The sequence below is a fragment of the Plantibacter sp. VKM Ac-2876 genome, assembly GCF_015350715.1.
Classification (GTDB): Bacteria; Actinomycetota; Actinomycetes; order Actinomycetales; family Microbacteriaceae; genus Plantibacter; species Plantibacter auratus.
The window spans coordinates 264,139-278,446 of the sequence record NZ_JADKSI010000003.1 but is presented as its reverse complement, the minus strand read 5'-3'; the positions used below and the strand labels follow the sequence as shown (position 1 = coordinate 278,446).

The following is a 14,308-nucleotide window of genomic DNA, read 5'->3' as shown; positions in this document are numbered from 1 at the left end:
CGAGCGGCCGGGATTAATCGAACCGCTACCAGCGGAGAAGCAGGGATCAGTAGAGATCAGTAGCGGATCTCCCAGGCCGGGCTCAACGAGAGGTGGAATCCCGCGACGCTCAGGACAATCGACGCGGCGACCAACGCGAGCAGGAGGGCGACTTGAGCGCGCGAACGAGTCCGTCGAGCCACGAAGCCTGCGACAGCCGCGATGCCGATGAGGAGAAGCGCCGTGACGAGGAACGCCGCGGGCGCTACGTCCAACACCGGACACCGAGCGGGATAGGACTCCTGGCAGCTGCCCTCGAAGAAGGTGGCGACCAGCAGTACCACCGTCACATAGACGGCGGCGATGGCGAGCAGCGCCCAGAGGATCGGTTGCCGGAGAGCATGTGTCACCGTGCCCATGTCAGGCCTTCGGCACGCTCAGGGACCAGGGACGCACTCACATCGAGAGGCGGCGGACGAGCTCCTCGACGGTCGAGAACTTGATCGACTCGACACCGTCTTCGTCGTCCTCGTCGGGCTCGACCTCGACGGCCTCGAAGGCGAGGTCGGCGTCGAGCTGCACGAGCACCGAGCTGTCGGGGAACTGCTTCGGCGCGTCGAACGAGAGCAGCACCGCGTCGATGAAGACGATCACCGAGCGCAGCACGAGGTCGTCACGCAGGTCGGCGGTCTCGATGACCTCGTCCGACTCGACGGCCTCCTCGATCTCCGACGCCACGCGGTCGAGCAGCACCTTCCACTCCGCCGTCGGCGTCGACAGGACCCGCTGCGCCAAGTCGGCGAGCGCCGCCGGCTCCGGCTCGCCCTCCTGCTCCTCGGGTTCGGGGTCGACGTTGAGCATGACCTCGGCGTCGATCGCGTCGAAGCGGGCGAGCCCGTAGACGAAGGTGTCCTCGATCTCCGGTGAGGCGACGAGGCCCCGACGCGTGAGTTCTTCAGCCAGGGCAGTCAGCGATGCAGTCATGCGCGCCAGGCTATCGCGACCGGGTGAACGGAGGCGGAACGTCCCGTCGCGCTGAGTTGCCCGGATGTGTCGGAAAGCGGGCGATACCGGAACAGTTCCGGGCGACTCAGTACAGCCCAGACTGACTCCAGGCGCGGCACACCCAGTCACCCTGAGTTGCCTGCATCTGTCCCAAATCGGGCGAGTTTGGAACACATTCGGGCGACTCAGCGCAGGTGACGCCCAAGCACCTTGAGTCGCCCAGATCTGTCGCAGATTGCGCGGATTCGGAACATTTCCGGGCGACTCAGCCCGGGCCCAGCAGCACACCTGTCAGCGGCACACGCCATGATCGCCATATGCCCTTCGCAGACGAGCTCCTCGGCACCGCCGTCGCCCGCGCCCTCACCCGCTCGCTCCAGGAGGCCGCGCCGGGCAACCCGTTCGATGCCACGGCCCACGCTGCCGAGCACCTCGACGGTCTCGCGCTCCGCGAGCGGGCCGACCTCCTGCGCGACGCCCTGCTCGAGGACGTCCCGGGCGACTACGCGATGCTCGCCGGCGTCATCCGCACCGCCCAGGCGACGAACCCCGCGTTCACCGGCTGGCTGATCTGGCCGGTGACGAGCGCCGTCGCAGCCCGCGCGGTCGACGAGGGCACCGCCGACGCCTTCGACGACGCAATGCGACTCCTCGCCGAACTCACCGAGCGCCTCAGCGCCGAGTTCGCCATCCGCACCCTCCTGCGCCACGATCTCGACCGCGCGCTCGCCATCATCCTCGACTGGACCGCCTCCGACAACGAGCACATCCGCCGCCTCGCCAGCGAAGGAACCCGCCCCTATCTGCCGTGGGCGGTGCGCGTGCGGGAGATCGTCGCGAACACGGGCGTCACCGTCCCGATCCTCGACGCTCTTTACCGCGACCCGAGCGAATACGTGCGCCGCTCCGTCGCCAACCACCTCAACGACCTCAGCCGCGACGACCCCGACCTCGTCGTCGCAACTGCCGACCGTTGGCTCGCCGACCCCGACGCCCACACCCTGTCGCTCGTCCGCCACGCACTGCGCACCCTCGTGAAGCGCGGCAACCCGGGTGCCCTCGCGGCCCTCGGCTTCGGCGCGGCGACGACGGAGGTCGAGGGCTTCGCGGTCGACAGCGCCCACATCCCGTTCGGCGGAACGGTCCGATTCGTCGCGACCGTCCGCAACACCGGTGCCGAGACGGCCCGCCTTGCGATCGATTACGTCGTGCACCACCAGAAGGCGAACGGCTCGCAGACGACGAAGACGTTCAAACTGACGACGACCGAGCTGGCCCCCGGCGAGCACATCCTTCTCACCCGCGAGCACTCGTTCCGCGCGATCACCACCCGCCGCTACCACCCGGGTGCGCACGGGATCGCGCTGCAGGTGAACGGGGTCGCGACCGAACCGCTGGCGTTCGAGCTGCTGCCGCCGATGGAGTGAGGCGAGCGTCACTACGGCCGAGCCCTGGTCCCTGAGCCTGTCGAAGGGCGCACTTCGACAAGCTCAGTGACCGGAGGGGTAGCTCAGTGACCGGTGGGGGCCGTCCCCTCGGCTACTCCGCGGCCTTGTCGACGGCTGCCTGCGTGAGCTGCGCGAGCTCGTCGGGGCTCACGCTCCCGGCCAGCACGCCGACGGAGACGAGCACCCCATCACCCGCGACGAGGTACATCGAGATCGACGTCGTCACGACGTACCCGGTCGACGCCGACAACGTGTATCCCTTCACCGCACCGTCGACCCCGGTCACGTCGAGCGGCTCCCACTCGATCAAGATCGTCTCGCCGTTGACCGACCGCTCCGTCTGCTCGCCGAAGCACGCGGAGACGGCCGCGTCGGCCTTCGCGAGCAACGCCTCCGAATCGTCCGTCGGGACCAGGGACTCGGAGAACACCGTCCGGGAGCGCTCGAAGGAGACCGTGGGCGGTTCCTCGGTTCCGAGGACGCTGGACAGGTTGCCCTGGCAGACGGTCGTCTCCGCCTTGTCGGTCGAGGTCTCCGGCTCACTCGGGTCCGTGGGCTGCACAGCCCACCCGCCGGTGGGCAGGTCGTCGATGGTCAGCAGTTTCGACGCCACGTCGACCGTCGGGGTCTGGGACGGCTCGACAGCCGCCGAGGGGGCGCCGTCATCCGGCGCCGATGCGGCGAACGGCATGGTCGCGCAGCCGGACATCGCCAAGATCAGGAGCGCCCCGGTGGTCACGACGCCGAGCCGACGTGCTCGAGGTGACCCGCTCACGCGCGCACCGGCCGAAGCGATGGACTGGTTCCGACGTGTGATCCGCATGGCTGCTCCTCTGATTGACCCGACACTCGCACGGTACCGAGCGCCGTTCCGCTCGGCGATGGGCAGCGCTACCCATGCAACCCCCAGGGCGGGCCGCTCCGCACCAGACCGCATCCGGCGGTCACACCGCTCGGAATACACATGTATTCTTTGGGCATGGCTCCTCTCCCCGACTCAGCCTCGGCACCGGTCCCCTCCCCCGAGCAAGCACCGCCTGGCCACCACCCGGCAGCGAGCTGGCGCGTGCGCGCACCGCGGCTCGCCGCCATCGCCTTCGCGCTCGTCCCCGTGGTGTTCACGGCCGGCGCGTCAGCAGCAGCGCAACTCTCCGGGGCGAGCGTGGCCGGAGCAGCCCTCCTCCTCGCCGCCGGCGCAGCCGTCTCCGCGATCCTCGGCCTGGTCGTCATGCGCTTGTCGCCGCCTCGAGTCCGCGACTACGGCTTCCGGCGTCCGCGGCGAGCGCGCGTCGCACTCTGGTTCGTCCCGGCCGCAGCCACCGTCCTGATCATCCTCGGCACCCAGGGCATCCGGGTCGACGCACCGACCGTCGCGGCGTACGGAGTCCTCGTCGTCGCCGTCGCGCTGAACGAGGAGACCTGGTTCCGCGGCATCGTATTCGCGATCCTCCACGCACGCAGCACCCGTACGGCCGTCGTCGGCAGTTCCGTCCTCTTCGGCGTCCTGCACCTGGCGAACCTCGCGAGTGGCGCGGACGTCGGCTCCTCCATCCTGCAGGTGGCGTTCGCAGCCCTGTTCGGCCTCGTCGCCGCCCAACTCCTCGTGCTCACCGGCAGCCTCTGGCCCGCGATCGCCTGGCACGCCGCCTGGAACTTCGTCAGCTTCATCGGCGGCGACGCGACCGACAGCCGGTCACTCCTCGGACTCGGTGCGGCCTGCGTCGTCATGCTCGGCTACGCGGTGCTCCTCGGGCGACGAACGTCCTCGCGGTCGGACGGCGCAGCGACGACCGACGCCCCAGCCCTACCCTGAGAACGTGGACCTGACCGAGCGCCAAAGCCAACTCGCCGACGCGGCGCTGCGGATCGTCGCACGGTCCGGCATGGGCGCCCTGTCGTTCCGCGCCGTCGCGAGTGAGGACGGCTGCTCGCTCGGTTCCGTGCAGAAGGCGTTCCCGAGCAAGCAGCGGATGGTGGCGGCGGCGTTCACGCGACTCCGCGACACCTCCGCGGCCCTGCCACCCGGCGAACCGGGCCGCCCGAATCTGCGACGGTGGCTCGTCGAGCTATTCATCGGCGTCCTCCCGCTCGACGAACCACGCCGAGCCGCACACCGCCAGGGTGAGGTGTTCGCGCAGGTCGCGCTCGTCGATCCGGACATCGCCGCCGCCATCGCCGAGAGCGACGCCCGACTCCGCGGGCTCATCGCCTCGCTCGTGGCGCGCGGGCGTGCTGAGGGCGAGATCCCCGCGTGGGTCGATCCCAACACCGCCGCCTGGGCCGTCTGGGCGCTCGCGGGCGGCGTCGCCTCCCAACTCGGCTACGACCCCGAGCCAGAGGACGAGGTCCGCACCCGACTCGCCGCGGCGATCGGCGCCCTCCTCGGCGTCGCAGCCACCGACTGAGTCGCCCCGCCGGCACCCCACCGTCGTCGCGGATGAATGTCCGCTGGGAATCACCCAGGGTGAGGAATGCCCCACCCCGCCCGAACCGTTCCCCTGAACATGACAACCATCGGAATCATCGGTTCAGGAAACATCGGCTCTCAGCTCGCACGCCTCACGGTGGCGCAGGGTCACGACGTCATCGTGTCCAATTCGCGCGGACCGGAGACGCTCACCGACCTCGTCTCGGAGCTCGGCGAGCACGCCGCCGCCGGCACCGCCCTCGACGCGGCCGAGCGTGGCGACATCGTCATCGTCACCATCCCGCTGCACGCGATCGACACCGTCCCCGTCGCACCGCTCGCGGGCAAGGTCGTCATCGACACGAACAACTACTACCCCGAGCGCGACGGCCACATCGCCGAGCTCGACGAGGAGACCACCACCACGGCCGAGATGCTGCAGGCGCACCTCCCCGAGTCGAAGGTCGTGAAGGCGTTCAACCACATCTACGCCGCCGACCTCACCACCAAGGGCAAGCCGTCCGGCACCCCGAACCGCCGGGCCCTCGTCATCGCCGGTGACGACGCCGACGCGAAGGCCACGGTCGCCGCGCTCATCGACTCCTTCGGGTTCGAGCCCCTCGACATCGGCGCGCTCTCCGAGGGATGGCGCATCCAGCGCGACACCCCCGGCTACGGCCCGGACGTCGACGCCGACAAGCTGCGCGAACTCGTCGCCGAGGCCAAGCGCTACCGCGACATGTAAGTCACGCCGCATCGCGAATCGCCTCGAGTGGTCGTCCAGGATCTCTGGAAGCGACCATTCGGGGCGATTCGTCGTTCAGTGGCCCGATGGGTCGGCCCGCCATTCGAGGAGCAGCGGCGCTTCCTCGAACCCGGCGCGGCGGTAGACCGGCGCACCCGCGTCGTTCGAGCTGACGGAGACCCGTCCGATGTCGCGAGCTCGTGCGGCGTCGAGGAGTCCGTCGACGAGACGGCCGGCGATGCCGCGACCGCGGAACTCCGGGCGGACGAACACGCTCTGCACGTCGCCCGTCAGCCGGCGGAGTGCGCCGATGTTGGGTGCGCGGGAGAACACGACCAGCCACGCCATGCCGACGAGCTGATCGGCGACCTCGGCGACCAGGCACACCCGGGAGTCGGGGTCGACCGCGATCCACGAGACGAGGTCGTGGGCGAACAGCGCCCGTTCCCAGTCGGCGAGCGGGGCGGCCGGCGGTGACATCAGCAGCTTCAGCTCGGCGAGCCCGGCGGCATCGGCCGACGTTGCGACGCGGATCACGGCCTCGGGTTCCATGGGTCGAGTGTCGCATGGGCTGGCGGGTCCTGCGTAGGCTGCCCGCATGTACCCGCGAAGCTCGCCCACCCCTGCGGTTCGACGCGCGCTGCGGGTCGCCATCGCTGTCGCGGCGATCGCGGCGCTCAGCTCGTGTGCGCAGACCAACGCCCCGGTCGACGTCGGTGGACCGGCCACCCGCGCCATCTGGAAGCACAAGGATCCGCTGATGAGAGCCCTGGCCGACGCGCATGCGATCGATCATGACGTGTTCCTCGCCGAGCTCCGCAGCACCGACGGCAGCTTCCCCAGCGTCTACTGGAATGGCGACGATGACCCGGCGTCGCTCGGGCTGGAGGACGGAGGAGCGGTCATCTACAACCTGGTCGACGCCGGAGACGAGGCCAGTTTCCAGGGGATCATCGTCACCGGCACCGAAGTCGACCCGGCCGTGTACACCTGCTTCCAGGCGACAGTGCGGTTCGAGCGAGGAGTGGTCGTCGGCTGGAGTTCCGACCACGAGGCGGGGCAACCCGACGAACACTGCGCGGCGGAGATCGTCGATGTCCTCAGCGAGGATGCGCGGGTGGCTCCATTCTCGGCATTTGCCGGGTGATTGTCGGCTGCACGATAGAGCGGCATTCCGACAGGCTCAGGGACCCAGCGCCGCGAAGCGGTCCAGGGCCGCACGCAGCACGGCGCTCTCCTCGGCGCCGCCGTGGCCCTCGGTCTCGACGATCGTCAGCTCGCTCGCCGGCCACAGCTGATGCAGGCGCCAGGCCGTCACGGCCGGTCCGCTGATGTCACGTCGGCCGTGGACCAGCGCGCCGGGGAGGTGCGCGATACGGTCCATCCGCGACAGCACCGCCCGGTCGCCGGTGAGGAAACCGTCGTGACTCCAGTAGTGGGTGACGAGCGTCGCGAACGCCTCGTGCACCGTCGCGTCGGCGAACAGCTGACCGACGTGCTCCGGGTGATCGAGTGACACGTGCGCACTCTCCCAGCGGTCCCAGGCGGTCGCGGCGTGTGTGCGGTCCGCCGCGTCGCCCTCGCGGAGACGGCGCGCGTAGGCCTCGACGACCCGCTCGCCGTCCCGCCGGTCGCTGTCACTTTCGAATCGCGCCCATTCCTCGGGGAAGACGCGGCCGACGCCCTCGGTGATCCAGTCGACCTCGTCGCGGCTCGTGGTCGTCACCGCGACGAGCGCCAGTGCGATCACCCGATCGGGATGCTCCTGCGCGTAGGCCAGCGCGAGGGTCGTGCCCCACGAGACCCCCGCCACGACCCAGCGCTCTACCCCCAGCGCCTCACGCACCTGCTCGATGTCGGCGATCAGGCGCTGGGTCGTGTGCTCGTCGAGCTGCTCGCGGGCGTCCACGATGTTCGGGACGCTTCGCCCACTTCCGCGCTGGTCGATGCCGATGAGGCGGTACCGCGACAGGTCGAAGTGCGAGCGGTACCAGCCGGAGCCGAGCGAACCGCCTGGGCCGCCGTGCAGCCAGAGCGCGGGAACACCGTCGGGGGTGCCGGACTCTTCGACGAAGATCGACGCACCACCATCCACGTCGACGAAACCGGTGGTGTGCGGGTCGGCTTGCTCCTCAGTCATCCGTGCCACGCTACACAGCTCGGGTGGCGAACGCCGGGCCACCGCTCGACCAGCTCAGGGACCGGGATCGCCCCGGGCGCATCGGTACCCGATTTGTAGACTGGGCGCCCATGGGGGAGACGAACGAGATGACGCCAGGGTCCAAGCAGGTATGGATCGTCGCCGGAGCACTGATGATCGGGTCGGTCCTGCTCGGCCCGGTCCTGCAGGTGGGGTCCTACATGGGGCCAACCGGAGGCCTGCTCTCGACCCTGCTCATCGTCGTGTCGACGATCATGTTCGCGATCGGCGCGGACCGTTCCACGAGCGTGACCGCGAGGCGACCGTTCGGCACCGCGGCGCTGATCGGCCTCGCCGTGTGGACCGCGGTCGGCACACCCGTGCTCGACGCCCTGGCCACCCTGCCCGGCCGCGGCTCCATGATCGGCTTCGGACACGTCGACCTGATCGTCACCTTCGTGCTGGCCGCGATCGCCACCACGCAGATCGCCCGCGCCGGGATCGTGCCCCGCCCGTGGAACCTCGCGCCACTCTGGGTGCTCGTCGCCGCGGTTGCCGTGAGGGTCGTGCAGCTGGTGGTCATCATCACGGCAGGGCCCGACGCGTCGCGATTCGCGCCGTTCCTCTCCACCCTCGACGGACTTGGCGGGGTCGTCGCCCCGGTCTTCCTCGGGATCGTCGCGATCGTGCTCGCGAGCCGAGACGCGGGCGTCGCAGCGGCCCGCAGGGAGCAGGAGTCGTAGGCTGTCGGGAATCGACATCGGGGGACGTCACATGCATCGACGCATCGCAGCAGGACTCATCGCGCTCACACTCGCCGCCGGGCTGAGCGCCTGCACCGGCGGGGTGACGAGCTACGCCGACCTCGAGCGCGACCAGGCCGATAAGGATCGTCTCCCGGCGAGCACCACCGGAGCCGGCAGCGACGACCCCTTCACGATCGATGCCGACTCGACCCGACTCGTCGCCGTCCAAGGCGATACGGAGATCTTCCTCGCGTCGGCGACGGAGCAGGGTCAGTCCCTGATCTGCATCATCGTGTTCGCTGAGACCCAGCCGTTCCGGGCCTGCGGCAGCGGTGACCGCGTCGGCATGAGCGACAGCGTCAACGAATACACGGTGCTCTCCGACGCCGTCGTCGACACCGCGCTCGACCCCGCCGAGGACTGGACGAAGATCAGCGAGAACGTCTTCACCCGCCCGGTCCAGCCGACGACGAGCGACACGCAGTAGCGATCGTCCTCCTGACAGCAGGAGAACCGCCCCGCAGCAGGACGGATGGGCCGCGAGCGTCCTGCTGCCGCGCGGATGTCCAGTTCCCGCGCCCTTCGACAGGCTCAGGGACCGGCGTGGCACGTCGGGCGGATACGGCCGCGGGACTGCGTGGGCCCTTCGACAGGCTCAGGGAACGGGAGCGACGGGGGAGCTAGGAGACGAGCCGCTCGCGCAGGCGTTCGCCAGACGGGGCAGTGTCCCGCCGGGTCGGGCTGATCGTCGCCCAGACCTCGTCGAGGGAGAGGTCGAGCACCTCGGCGATCGCGGCGATGGTCGAGAACGCCGGCGTCGCGACCCGGCCCGACTCGATCTTCCGCAGCGTCTCCGGCGAGAGGCCGGCGTCGAGGGCGATGTCGAGCATCGAACGCTCACCACGCGCCTCGCGCAGAAGCGCTCCGAGGCGCTGACCGCGTTCGACATCGGTGGGGGTGAGCGGGAGGCGGACCATGCGCCCAGTGTAGTACGGGATAGTTTGACCGGTATAGTTATTGGTCGAGCGCCGTTCGCGGCACGAACACCACCGCACCACGAACGCAGCACGCCGATGGAAGGGCCCCGCATGATCGAGATCTTCACCCCCACCGAGGTCGCGAAGGCACGTCGCACCGGCGAGCTCGTCGCGAACATCCTCCACACGCTCAAGCACCGGGTGACGGTCGGCACGAACCTCCTCGAGATCGACCGCTGGGCGAAGGCGATGATCCTCGAGGCCGGCGCCGTCTCCTGCTACGTCGACTACGCCCCCTCCTTCGGCCGAGGCCCCTTCGGCCACTACATCTGCACCGCCGTGAACGACGCCGTCCTGCACGGCCTCCCCCGCGACTACACACTGGCCGACGGCGACCTCCTCACCCTCGACCTCGCCGTCCTGCTCGACGGCATCGCCGCCGACTCGGCCATCAGCTTCGTCGTCGGCACGGCGACCCCCGAAGACCTCGCGCTCATCGAGACCACCCAGGAGGCCCTCGCCGCCGGCATCGCAGCCGCCAAGCCGGGCGCGAAGATCGGCGACATCTCCTTCGCCATCGGCACCGTGCTGCGGGGCGCCGGCTACCCGGTCAACATGGAGTTCGGTGGCCACGGCATCGGCACGACGATGCACCAGGACCCGCACGTCTCGAACGACGGTCGCGCCGGCCGCGGCTACAAGCTGCGCCCGGGTCTCCTCCTCGCGATCGAGCCGTGGGTCATGGCCGACACCGACAAGCTCGTCACCGACGCCGACGGCTGGACCCTCCGCAGCGTGACCGGCAGCCGCACCGCCCACAGCGAGCACACCATCGCGATCACCGAAGACGGCGCCGAGATCATGACGCTGCCGACCGTCACATTCTGAGCACCTGAAGGTCTGTCGAGCACACTCGACCGGCCCGGCACACCGTGTTTAGGCTGGTGACATGACCGACGATCGCCGCACGGTCCTCCGGGGCCGGTACCTGAGCCTCGGACTCGGCGAACTGTTCGCTGCCCTCGTGTTCATCTGGGTCGCGTTCGTCTCGGCGCTGCCGTTGTTCGAACGGCCAACCGATGCACTCGCGTTCTGGTCGGCCCTCGTACCGCTGCTGCTGATCCTCGTGCAGGCCGGCGTCTACTGGCTGCTCGCCCGGCGGTGGGTCAAGCAGGGCACCATGCCTCCTGGACTGGCCGCCACCTACCGCGGGTTCCGCGTGCTCGACGCGGTCCTGCTGCTCGCCGGACTCGTCGGCATCATCGTCTGGTTCCCCGCCCACCCCTTCGCGGCCATCGGCATCCCGTTCGTCTGGCTCCTGGGTGTCATCGAGTACGTGAACTACTTCGTCGTCCGGCTCGCCTACCCACCGTCCGTGTGGTTCAAGCGGATCGGCGAGTGGCGTACGCCTCGACTCATGCAGGACGTCCGGGCGGCTCAGCGGAGCTGACGCTCAGCGAGCGGCGCTGAGCCCCTCGATCCACTGCGCGAAGGTCTGCACACCGCGCTGCGCGCCCGGGCCAGCCAGGGTCGTGCCGTCGCGCATCGCCTTGCCGAAGCCGCCGGGCAGCGGGATCTGCACGACCGGGCCGCGGATGCCCGAGGCGGCGGTGTAGGCCTTGACCATCGCGGTCATCCGTAGCTCCTCGGGCCCCGCGAGATCGGCCGGGCGCCCCTGCGGCTCACCCTCCGCCAGCTCCACCAGGCGCTCGGCGACTTCGCGCGCGGCCACCGGCTGCGAGGTCATCGTCGGCACCATCGTGACCGGTCCGAAGCGGAACCGTTCGACCATCTGCTGCGCGAACTCGTGGAACTGCGTCGCGCGCAGGATCGTCCACGGGATCGCTCCGGTGCTGACGATCTCCTCCTGCCGCGCCTTACCCGCGTAGTAGCCGAAGGGCGCCCTGTCGCTTCCGACGATCGACAGCGCGACGTGGTGAGGCACGCCGGCGGCGCCCTCGGCCTCGAGCAGGTTGCGGGTGACCGCCCCGAAGAACTGGCGCGACTGCTGGGCGGACTGCGTGGCCGTCGACGTCACATCGATGACGACGTCCGCGGCCTCCAACTGCTGGGCGAGCCCGGCTCCGGTGGCGAGGTCGACGCCGGTCGCACGCGACAGCACGACCACCCGGTGTCCGCGCTCCTGGGCCGCCGCGACGACGTGTCGGCCGACCATCCCGCTGCCTCCTGCGACGACGATCTTCATGCGACACTCCCCACTGCTCGACGGTTGTCACTCTATCGGCGGGAGGAAGCAGCCGTTCTCGACCGTGATCCGCAGCACGTCGGCATCGGGTCGGAGCTCCCGTTCGAAGATGATGGCGTCGTCGCGGAGCTGCGCCGACAGTTCCAGCTCGCCGGGTGAGGGCACGATCAGCTCCGACCGGAACTCGTCCGAGTCGGCCGCGAGTTCGAGCGGCGGCGCGTACCCGTTGATGAGGTCGACGAGCACGGCGCGACTCGTTCCGACCGGCAGCTCGACCTCGACGGCCATGCGTGCCAGCTTCGTGGCCCGACCGGACGGCGCCAGACTACTGCAGGGCGCCTCCGAGGCCTGCGGCGAGAACGCGAACGGCTGCCCGCCCGTCGCCGTATTGACCATCTGCCCGAGGAGGTCTGCAGCCACGGCGAACACCTCGTCGCGGGTGGGAAGCTCGTCGTCACGCTGAGGACCATGCGGGTCGATCGAGGGCGCCTCGGCCGCCGGCGAAGCACGATCGCCCCGCGACTGACCGACCTGGCCTGTGCAGGCGACGACCAGCAGCACGAACACGCTCAGCTGGGCGACCACTGCGACGACGATCGCCATGATCGAGCGTCGCCCGAGCAACCTGGAACGGCCCCCTGGCGGCGCCTCCGCGCGCGCATCGGTGGTCATTTCGTCCGGGATCGTGTCCACGCATGCTCCTGTCTGGCCGTGCGCCGCGACGATGGCCGTCGCGATGCTGCAGCGACGCTATCGATCGGGAGCCGGTCGACGGCTCGACAGTTGGTGGGCATGACGCGGCGAGCGCGGACCGGGCGCCTGTGGAGCGGCGTCAAGCGTGTGCGCTACTGACGACTTGCAGGCACGTATACCACGGTGTATAACAAATCTGCGCTTCGAGACGCAGATCTGAGACCGACCGATCAGCCGTCCCCGAAGCGCATCTCCCGACCGAACCCGACCAGGAACCACCCGACTCCGATGACGACCCTGCAGCACCCCGCCACCACCGGCTCCATCCGCACCCCACGCCCGCAGCTCGCGGCACTTCCCCGCACCCCGCGCCCGCAGCTCGCGGCACTTCCCCGCACCCTGCGTCGCAGCATCCCGGCCGAGCAACGCCAGCTGTGCCGAACCCTTGCCGCCACCATCGGTGGATTCACCCTCCTGACCGGCCTCGTCGGTGCGGTCATCACCGGCTGGATGGCGCTGCTCGCCCTCCCGGCCGCGGCGATCCTCCTCGGCGCGACCACGCCCTGATCGATCGGCTGAGCTACATCATCTCGGCGGGTAGCCCCTAGAAGTGCGTCCGCAGGAAGGGTGCCTGCTCAGTCGCGAACGCGAGGTCGAGCGCTCGCACCGCCTCCGATGACCCGGTGATGAGCCCCGCTTCGGCGAGCGCCGACACACGCGGGCCGCCGAGGAGGACGGCCGACAGCTCGTTGATGGTGAGGCGCACAGCGTCGTTGTCGTCGGTCGACTCCGGCACGTCGCCGAGACGTCCCGCGACCGCGGCACCGTGCTCGTCGATGCGGAGCGCGAACCGACCACCGGTGAGGCCGAGGGCGTCATCGACGTCGAGCAGGTGCTCGCGGCGCTCAGACACAGCCGGGACGGTGAACCGGCGCGCACCGAGCACGGTCGGCACATCGACGATGCGCAGCCAGAGGGAGTCGGCGCGCGCGGTGGTCTTGACCGCGCGACGATCTACCAATCGCCACTGGATGGCTTCGACCGTCGGCGACTGGTGGAAGGTGACCTTCGTGGTAAGGCTGATCCCGGTGAGGTGCCGCCAGAGCGCATAGCGGGCCTCCGGGGTGGCGGCGACGAGGTCGTCGACGACGATGGTCCCCCACTCCTCGCCGACGCGGTACAGCGCGTAGCCCTGCGGCTCGCCTTCGGCGTCGTCATAGCGGAGGGCGAGCGTGTCGCCCTCGCCGTGGCTGAAGTGCCGGATGGTCACCTCACGGAGGGCCTGCTTCCACCAGGCGACACCGCGGTCGATGTCGCCGGCACCCCGGGAGCGCTCGAACAGTTCGGGGGCGACGATCGCGAGCGAGCGCGGGTCGAGCGTGTGGACGCGGCCGGAGGGCTGCGCACCCCGCCAGGCGACGCGCTTGGGGTCGACCTCGTGCGTGAACTCCCACGTCGCCGGGGCGAAGCCGTAGCGGCCGTAGATGGTCGCCTCACTCGCGGTGAGCGCGACGACTGCGGCACCGGTGGCCTTCGCATGGTGGAGTCGGTTCTCCATCAGTGATCGCGCGATACCGCGGCGTTCGTGCGAGGTGGAGACGGTCACCTCCGTGATGGCCAGGGCGCGGACGGTGCCACCGGGGATCGACAGCGCGGTCGGGAAGGAACCGAGCGTGCCGACGGGGACGAGCGGTTCAGCAGCGGTGTCGTCGTAGACCCCGAGGATGGAGCTGCCGACGAGGAGCTGACGCCGCTCGGCACGCACCGCCACGTCGGTCTCGGGCTTCGAGAGGAAGCCGCGGGACGCTGCACCCCACCAGAGGTCGAGGGCGGCGTGGTCCGTGTGGTCGAGCTCGACGGTGCGCAGGTTCATGCGACAAGCCTATTGGGATGGCCGGAACGCAGGAGATCGGCGCGCGAGCAGGACAGGCGGGCGCGGAGCATCCTGCTGTCGCGCAGGTG

General features: G+C 69.9%; 19 protein-coding genes. 10 read left to right on the top strand and 9 right to left on the bottom strand.

The annotated features are described in order from the left end of the window. Window positions 1-56: 56 nt before the first annotated feature. Together ITJ62_RS13835 and ITJ62_RS13830 are read right to left on the bottom strand one after the other, a co-directional pair. Complete coding sequence (locus ITJ62_RS13835) at window positions 57-389, bottom strand: hypothetical protein (protein ID WP_228498492.1); 333 nt, start codon at window positions 387-389, stop codon at window positions 57-59. A 46-nt stretch (window positions 390-435) separates the two neighbouring features. Next, a complete protein-coding gene (locus ITJ62_RS13830) occupies window positions 436-963 on the bottom strand; it encodes a cytochrome C5 (RefSeq protein WP_194603248.1) in 528 nt (175 codons plus the stop codon). Window positions 964-1,301: 338 nt separating this feature from the next. Here ITJ62_RS13830 and ITJ62_RS13825 point away from each other — a divergent pair, with 338 nt between their 5' ends. Then, window positions 1,302-2,411 (top strand): DNA alkylation repair protein, encoded by a 1,110-nt coding sequence (locus ITJ62_RS13825; RefSeq protein WP_194603245.1) that lies wholly within the window; start codon window positions 1,302-1,304, stop codon window positions 2,409-2,411. Between the two features lie 112 nt (window positions 2,412-2,523). Here the strand turns inward: ITJ62_RS13825 and ITJ62_RS13820 are convergent, their stop codons facing one another. After that, window positions 2,524-3,255, bottom strand: coding sequence for a hypothetical protein (locus tag ITJ62_RS13820; protein WP_194603242.1), 732 nt, complete (start codon window positions 3,253-3,255; stop codon window positions 2,524-2,526). A 243-nt stretch (window positions 3,256-3,498) separates the two neighbouring features. On the opposite strand from ITJ62_RS13820, the gene ITJ62_RS13815 reads away from it, so the two are divergent. From ITJ62_RS13815 to ITJ62_RS13805, 3 genes are all read left to right on the top strand, one after another. Continuing rightward, complete coding sequence (locus ITJ62_RS13815) at window positions 3,499-4,245, top strand: lysostaphin resistance A-like protein (RefSeq protein WP_370581919.1); 747 nt, start codon at window positions 3,499-3,501, stop codon at window positions 4,243-4,245. Between the two features lie 4 nt (window positions 4,246-4,249). Next, window positions 4,250-4,837 carry a TetR family transcriptional regulator C-terminal domain-containing protein gene (locus ITJ62_RS13810; protein ID WP_194603237.1) on the top strand — a complete coding sequence of 196 codons (588 nt, stop codon included), beginning with the start codon at window positions 4,250-4,252 and terminating at the stop codon, window positions 4,835-4,837. A gap of 99 nt (window positions 4,838-4,936) precedes the next feature. Next, complete coding sequence (locus tag ITJ62_RS13805; protein WP_194603235.1) at window positions 4,937-5,584, top strand: NADPH-dependent F420 reductase; 648 nt, start codon at window positions 4,937-4,939, stop codon at window positions 5,582-5,584. Between the two features lie 75 nt (window positions 5,585-5,659). Here the strand turns inward: ITJ62_RS13805 and ITJ62_RS13800 are convergent, their stop codons facing one another. Then, window positions 5,660-6,136 (bottom strand): GNAT family N-acetyltransferase, encoded by a 477-nt coding sequence (locus tag ITJ62_RS13800; RefSeq protein ID WP_194603233.1) that lies wholly within the window; start codon window positions 6,134-6,136, stop codon window positions 5,660-5,662. A 46-nt stretch (window positions 6,137-6,182) separates the two neighbouring features. On the opposite strand from ITJ62_RS13800, the gene ITJ62_RS13795 reads away from it, so the two are divergent. Continuing rightward, window positions 6,183-6,731 carry a hypothetical protein gene (locus ITJ62_RS13795; protein WP_194603231.1) on the top strand — a complete coding sequence of 183 codons (549 nt, stop codon included), beginning with the start codon at window positions 6,183-6,185 and terminating at the stop codon, window positions 6,729-6,731. Between the two features lie 36 nt (window positions 6,732-6,767). Here the strand turns inward: ITJ62_RS13795 and pip are convergent, their stop codons facing one another. Next, entirely contained in the window at window positions 6,768-7,724 is a 957-nt protein-coding gene (gene pip, locus ITJ62_RS13790; protein ID WP_194603228.1) for a prolyl aminopeptidase, read from the bottom strand. Between the two features lie 110 nt (window positions 7,725-7,834). On the opposite strand from pip, the gene ITJ62_RS13785 reads away from it, so the two are divergent. Then, a complete protein-coding gene (locus tag ITJ62_RS13785; RefSeq protein WP_194603226.1) occupies window positions 7,835-8,467 on the top strand; it encodes a hypothetical protein in 633 nt (210 codons plus the stop codon). A 31-nt stretch (window positions 8,468-8,498) separates the two neighbouring features. Next, window positions 8,499-8,957 (top strand): hypothetical protein, encoded by a 459-nt coding sequence (locus ITJ62_RS13780; protein ID WP_194603223.1) that lies wholly within the window; start codon window positions 8,499-8,501, stop codon window positions 8,955-8,957. A gap of 193 nt (window positions 8,958-9,150) precedes the next feature. Here the strand turns inward: ITJ62_RS13780 and ITJ62_RS13775 are convergent, their stop codons facing one another. Beyond that, a complete protein-coding gene (locus tag ITJ62_RS13775; RefSeq protein ID WP_194603220.1) occupies window positions 9,151-9,447 on the bottom strand; it encodes a helix-turn-helix domain-containing protein in 297 nt (98 codons plus the stop codon). A 111-nt stretch (window positions 9,448-9,558) separates the two neighbouring features. Here ITJ62_RS13775 and map point away from each other — a divergent pair, with 111 nt between their 5' ends. Both map and ITJ62_RS13765 read left to right on the top strand, forming a co-directional pair. Next, entirely contained in the window at window positions 9,559-10,335 is a 777-nt protein-coding gene (map, locus tag ITJ62_RS13770) for a type I methionyl aminopeptidase (protein ID WP_079706538.1), read from the top strand. A gap of 61 nt (window positions 10,336-10,396) precedes the next feature. Beyond that, window positions 10,397-10,897 carry a hypothetical protein gene (locus ITJ62_RS13765; RefSeq protein WP_194603217.1) on the top strand — a complete coding sequence of 167 codons (501 nt, stop codon included), beginning with the start codon at window positions 10,397-10,399 and terminating at the stop codon, window positions 10,895-10,897. 3 nt (window positions 10,898-10,900) lie between these two features. Here the strand turns inward: ITJ62_RS13765 and ITJ62_RS13760 are convergent, their stop codons facing one another. Continuing rightward, window positions 10,901-11,653, bottom strand: a complete 753-nt coding sequence (locus ITJ62_RS13760; RefSeq protein ID WP_194603214.1) for an SDR family oxidoreductase — start codon at window positions 11,651-11,653, stop codon at window positions 10,901-10,903. 27 nt (window positions 11,654-11,680) lie between these two features. Continuing rightward, complete coding sequence (locus ITJ62_RS13755) at window positions 11,681-12,256, bottom strand: hypothetical protein (RefSeq protein ID WP_228498490.1); 576 nt, start codon at window positions 12,254-12,256, stop codon at window positions 11,681-11,683. Between the two features lie 378 nt (window positions 12,257-12,634). On the opposite strand from ITJ62_RS13755, the gene ITJ62_RS13750 reads away from it, so the two are divergent. After that, window positions 12,635-12,913 (top strand): hypothetical protein, encoded by a 279-nt coding sequence (locus ITJ62_RS13750; protein WP_194603208.1) that lies wholly within the window; start codon window positions 12,635-12,637, stop codon window positions 12,911-12,913. Between the two features lie 37 nt (window positions 12,914-12,950). Here the strand turns inward: ITJ62_RS13750 and ITJ62_RS13745 are convergent, their stop codons facing one another. Continuing rightward, window positions 12,951-14,219 (bottom strand): GNAT family N-acetyltransferase, encoded by a 1,269-nt coding sequence (locus tag ITJ62_RS13745; RefSeq protein WP_194603205.1) that lies wholly within the window; start codon window positions 14,217-14,219, stop codon window positions 12,951-12,953. Window positions 14,220-14,308 lie beyond the last annotated feature (89 nt).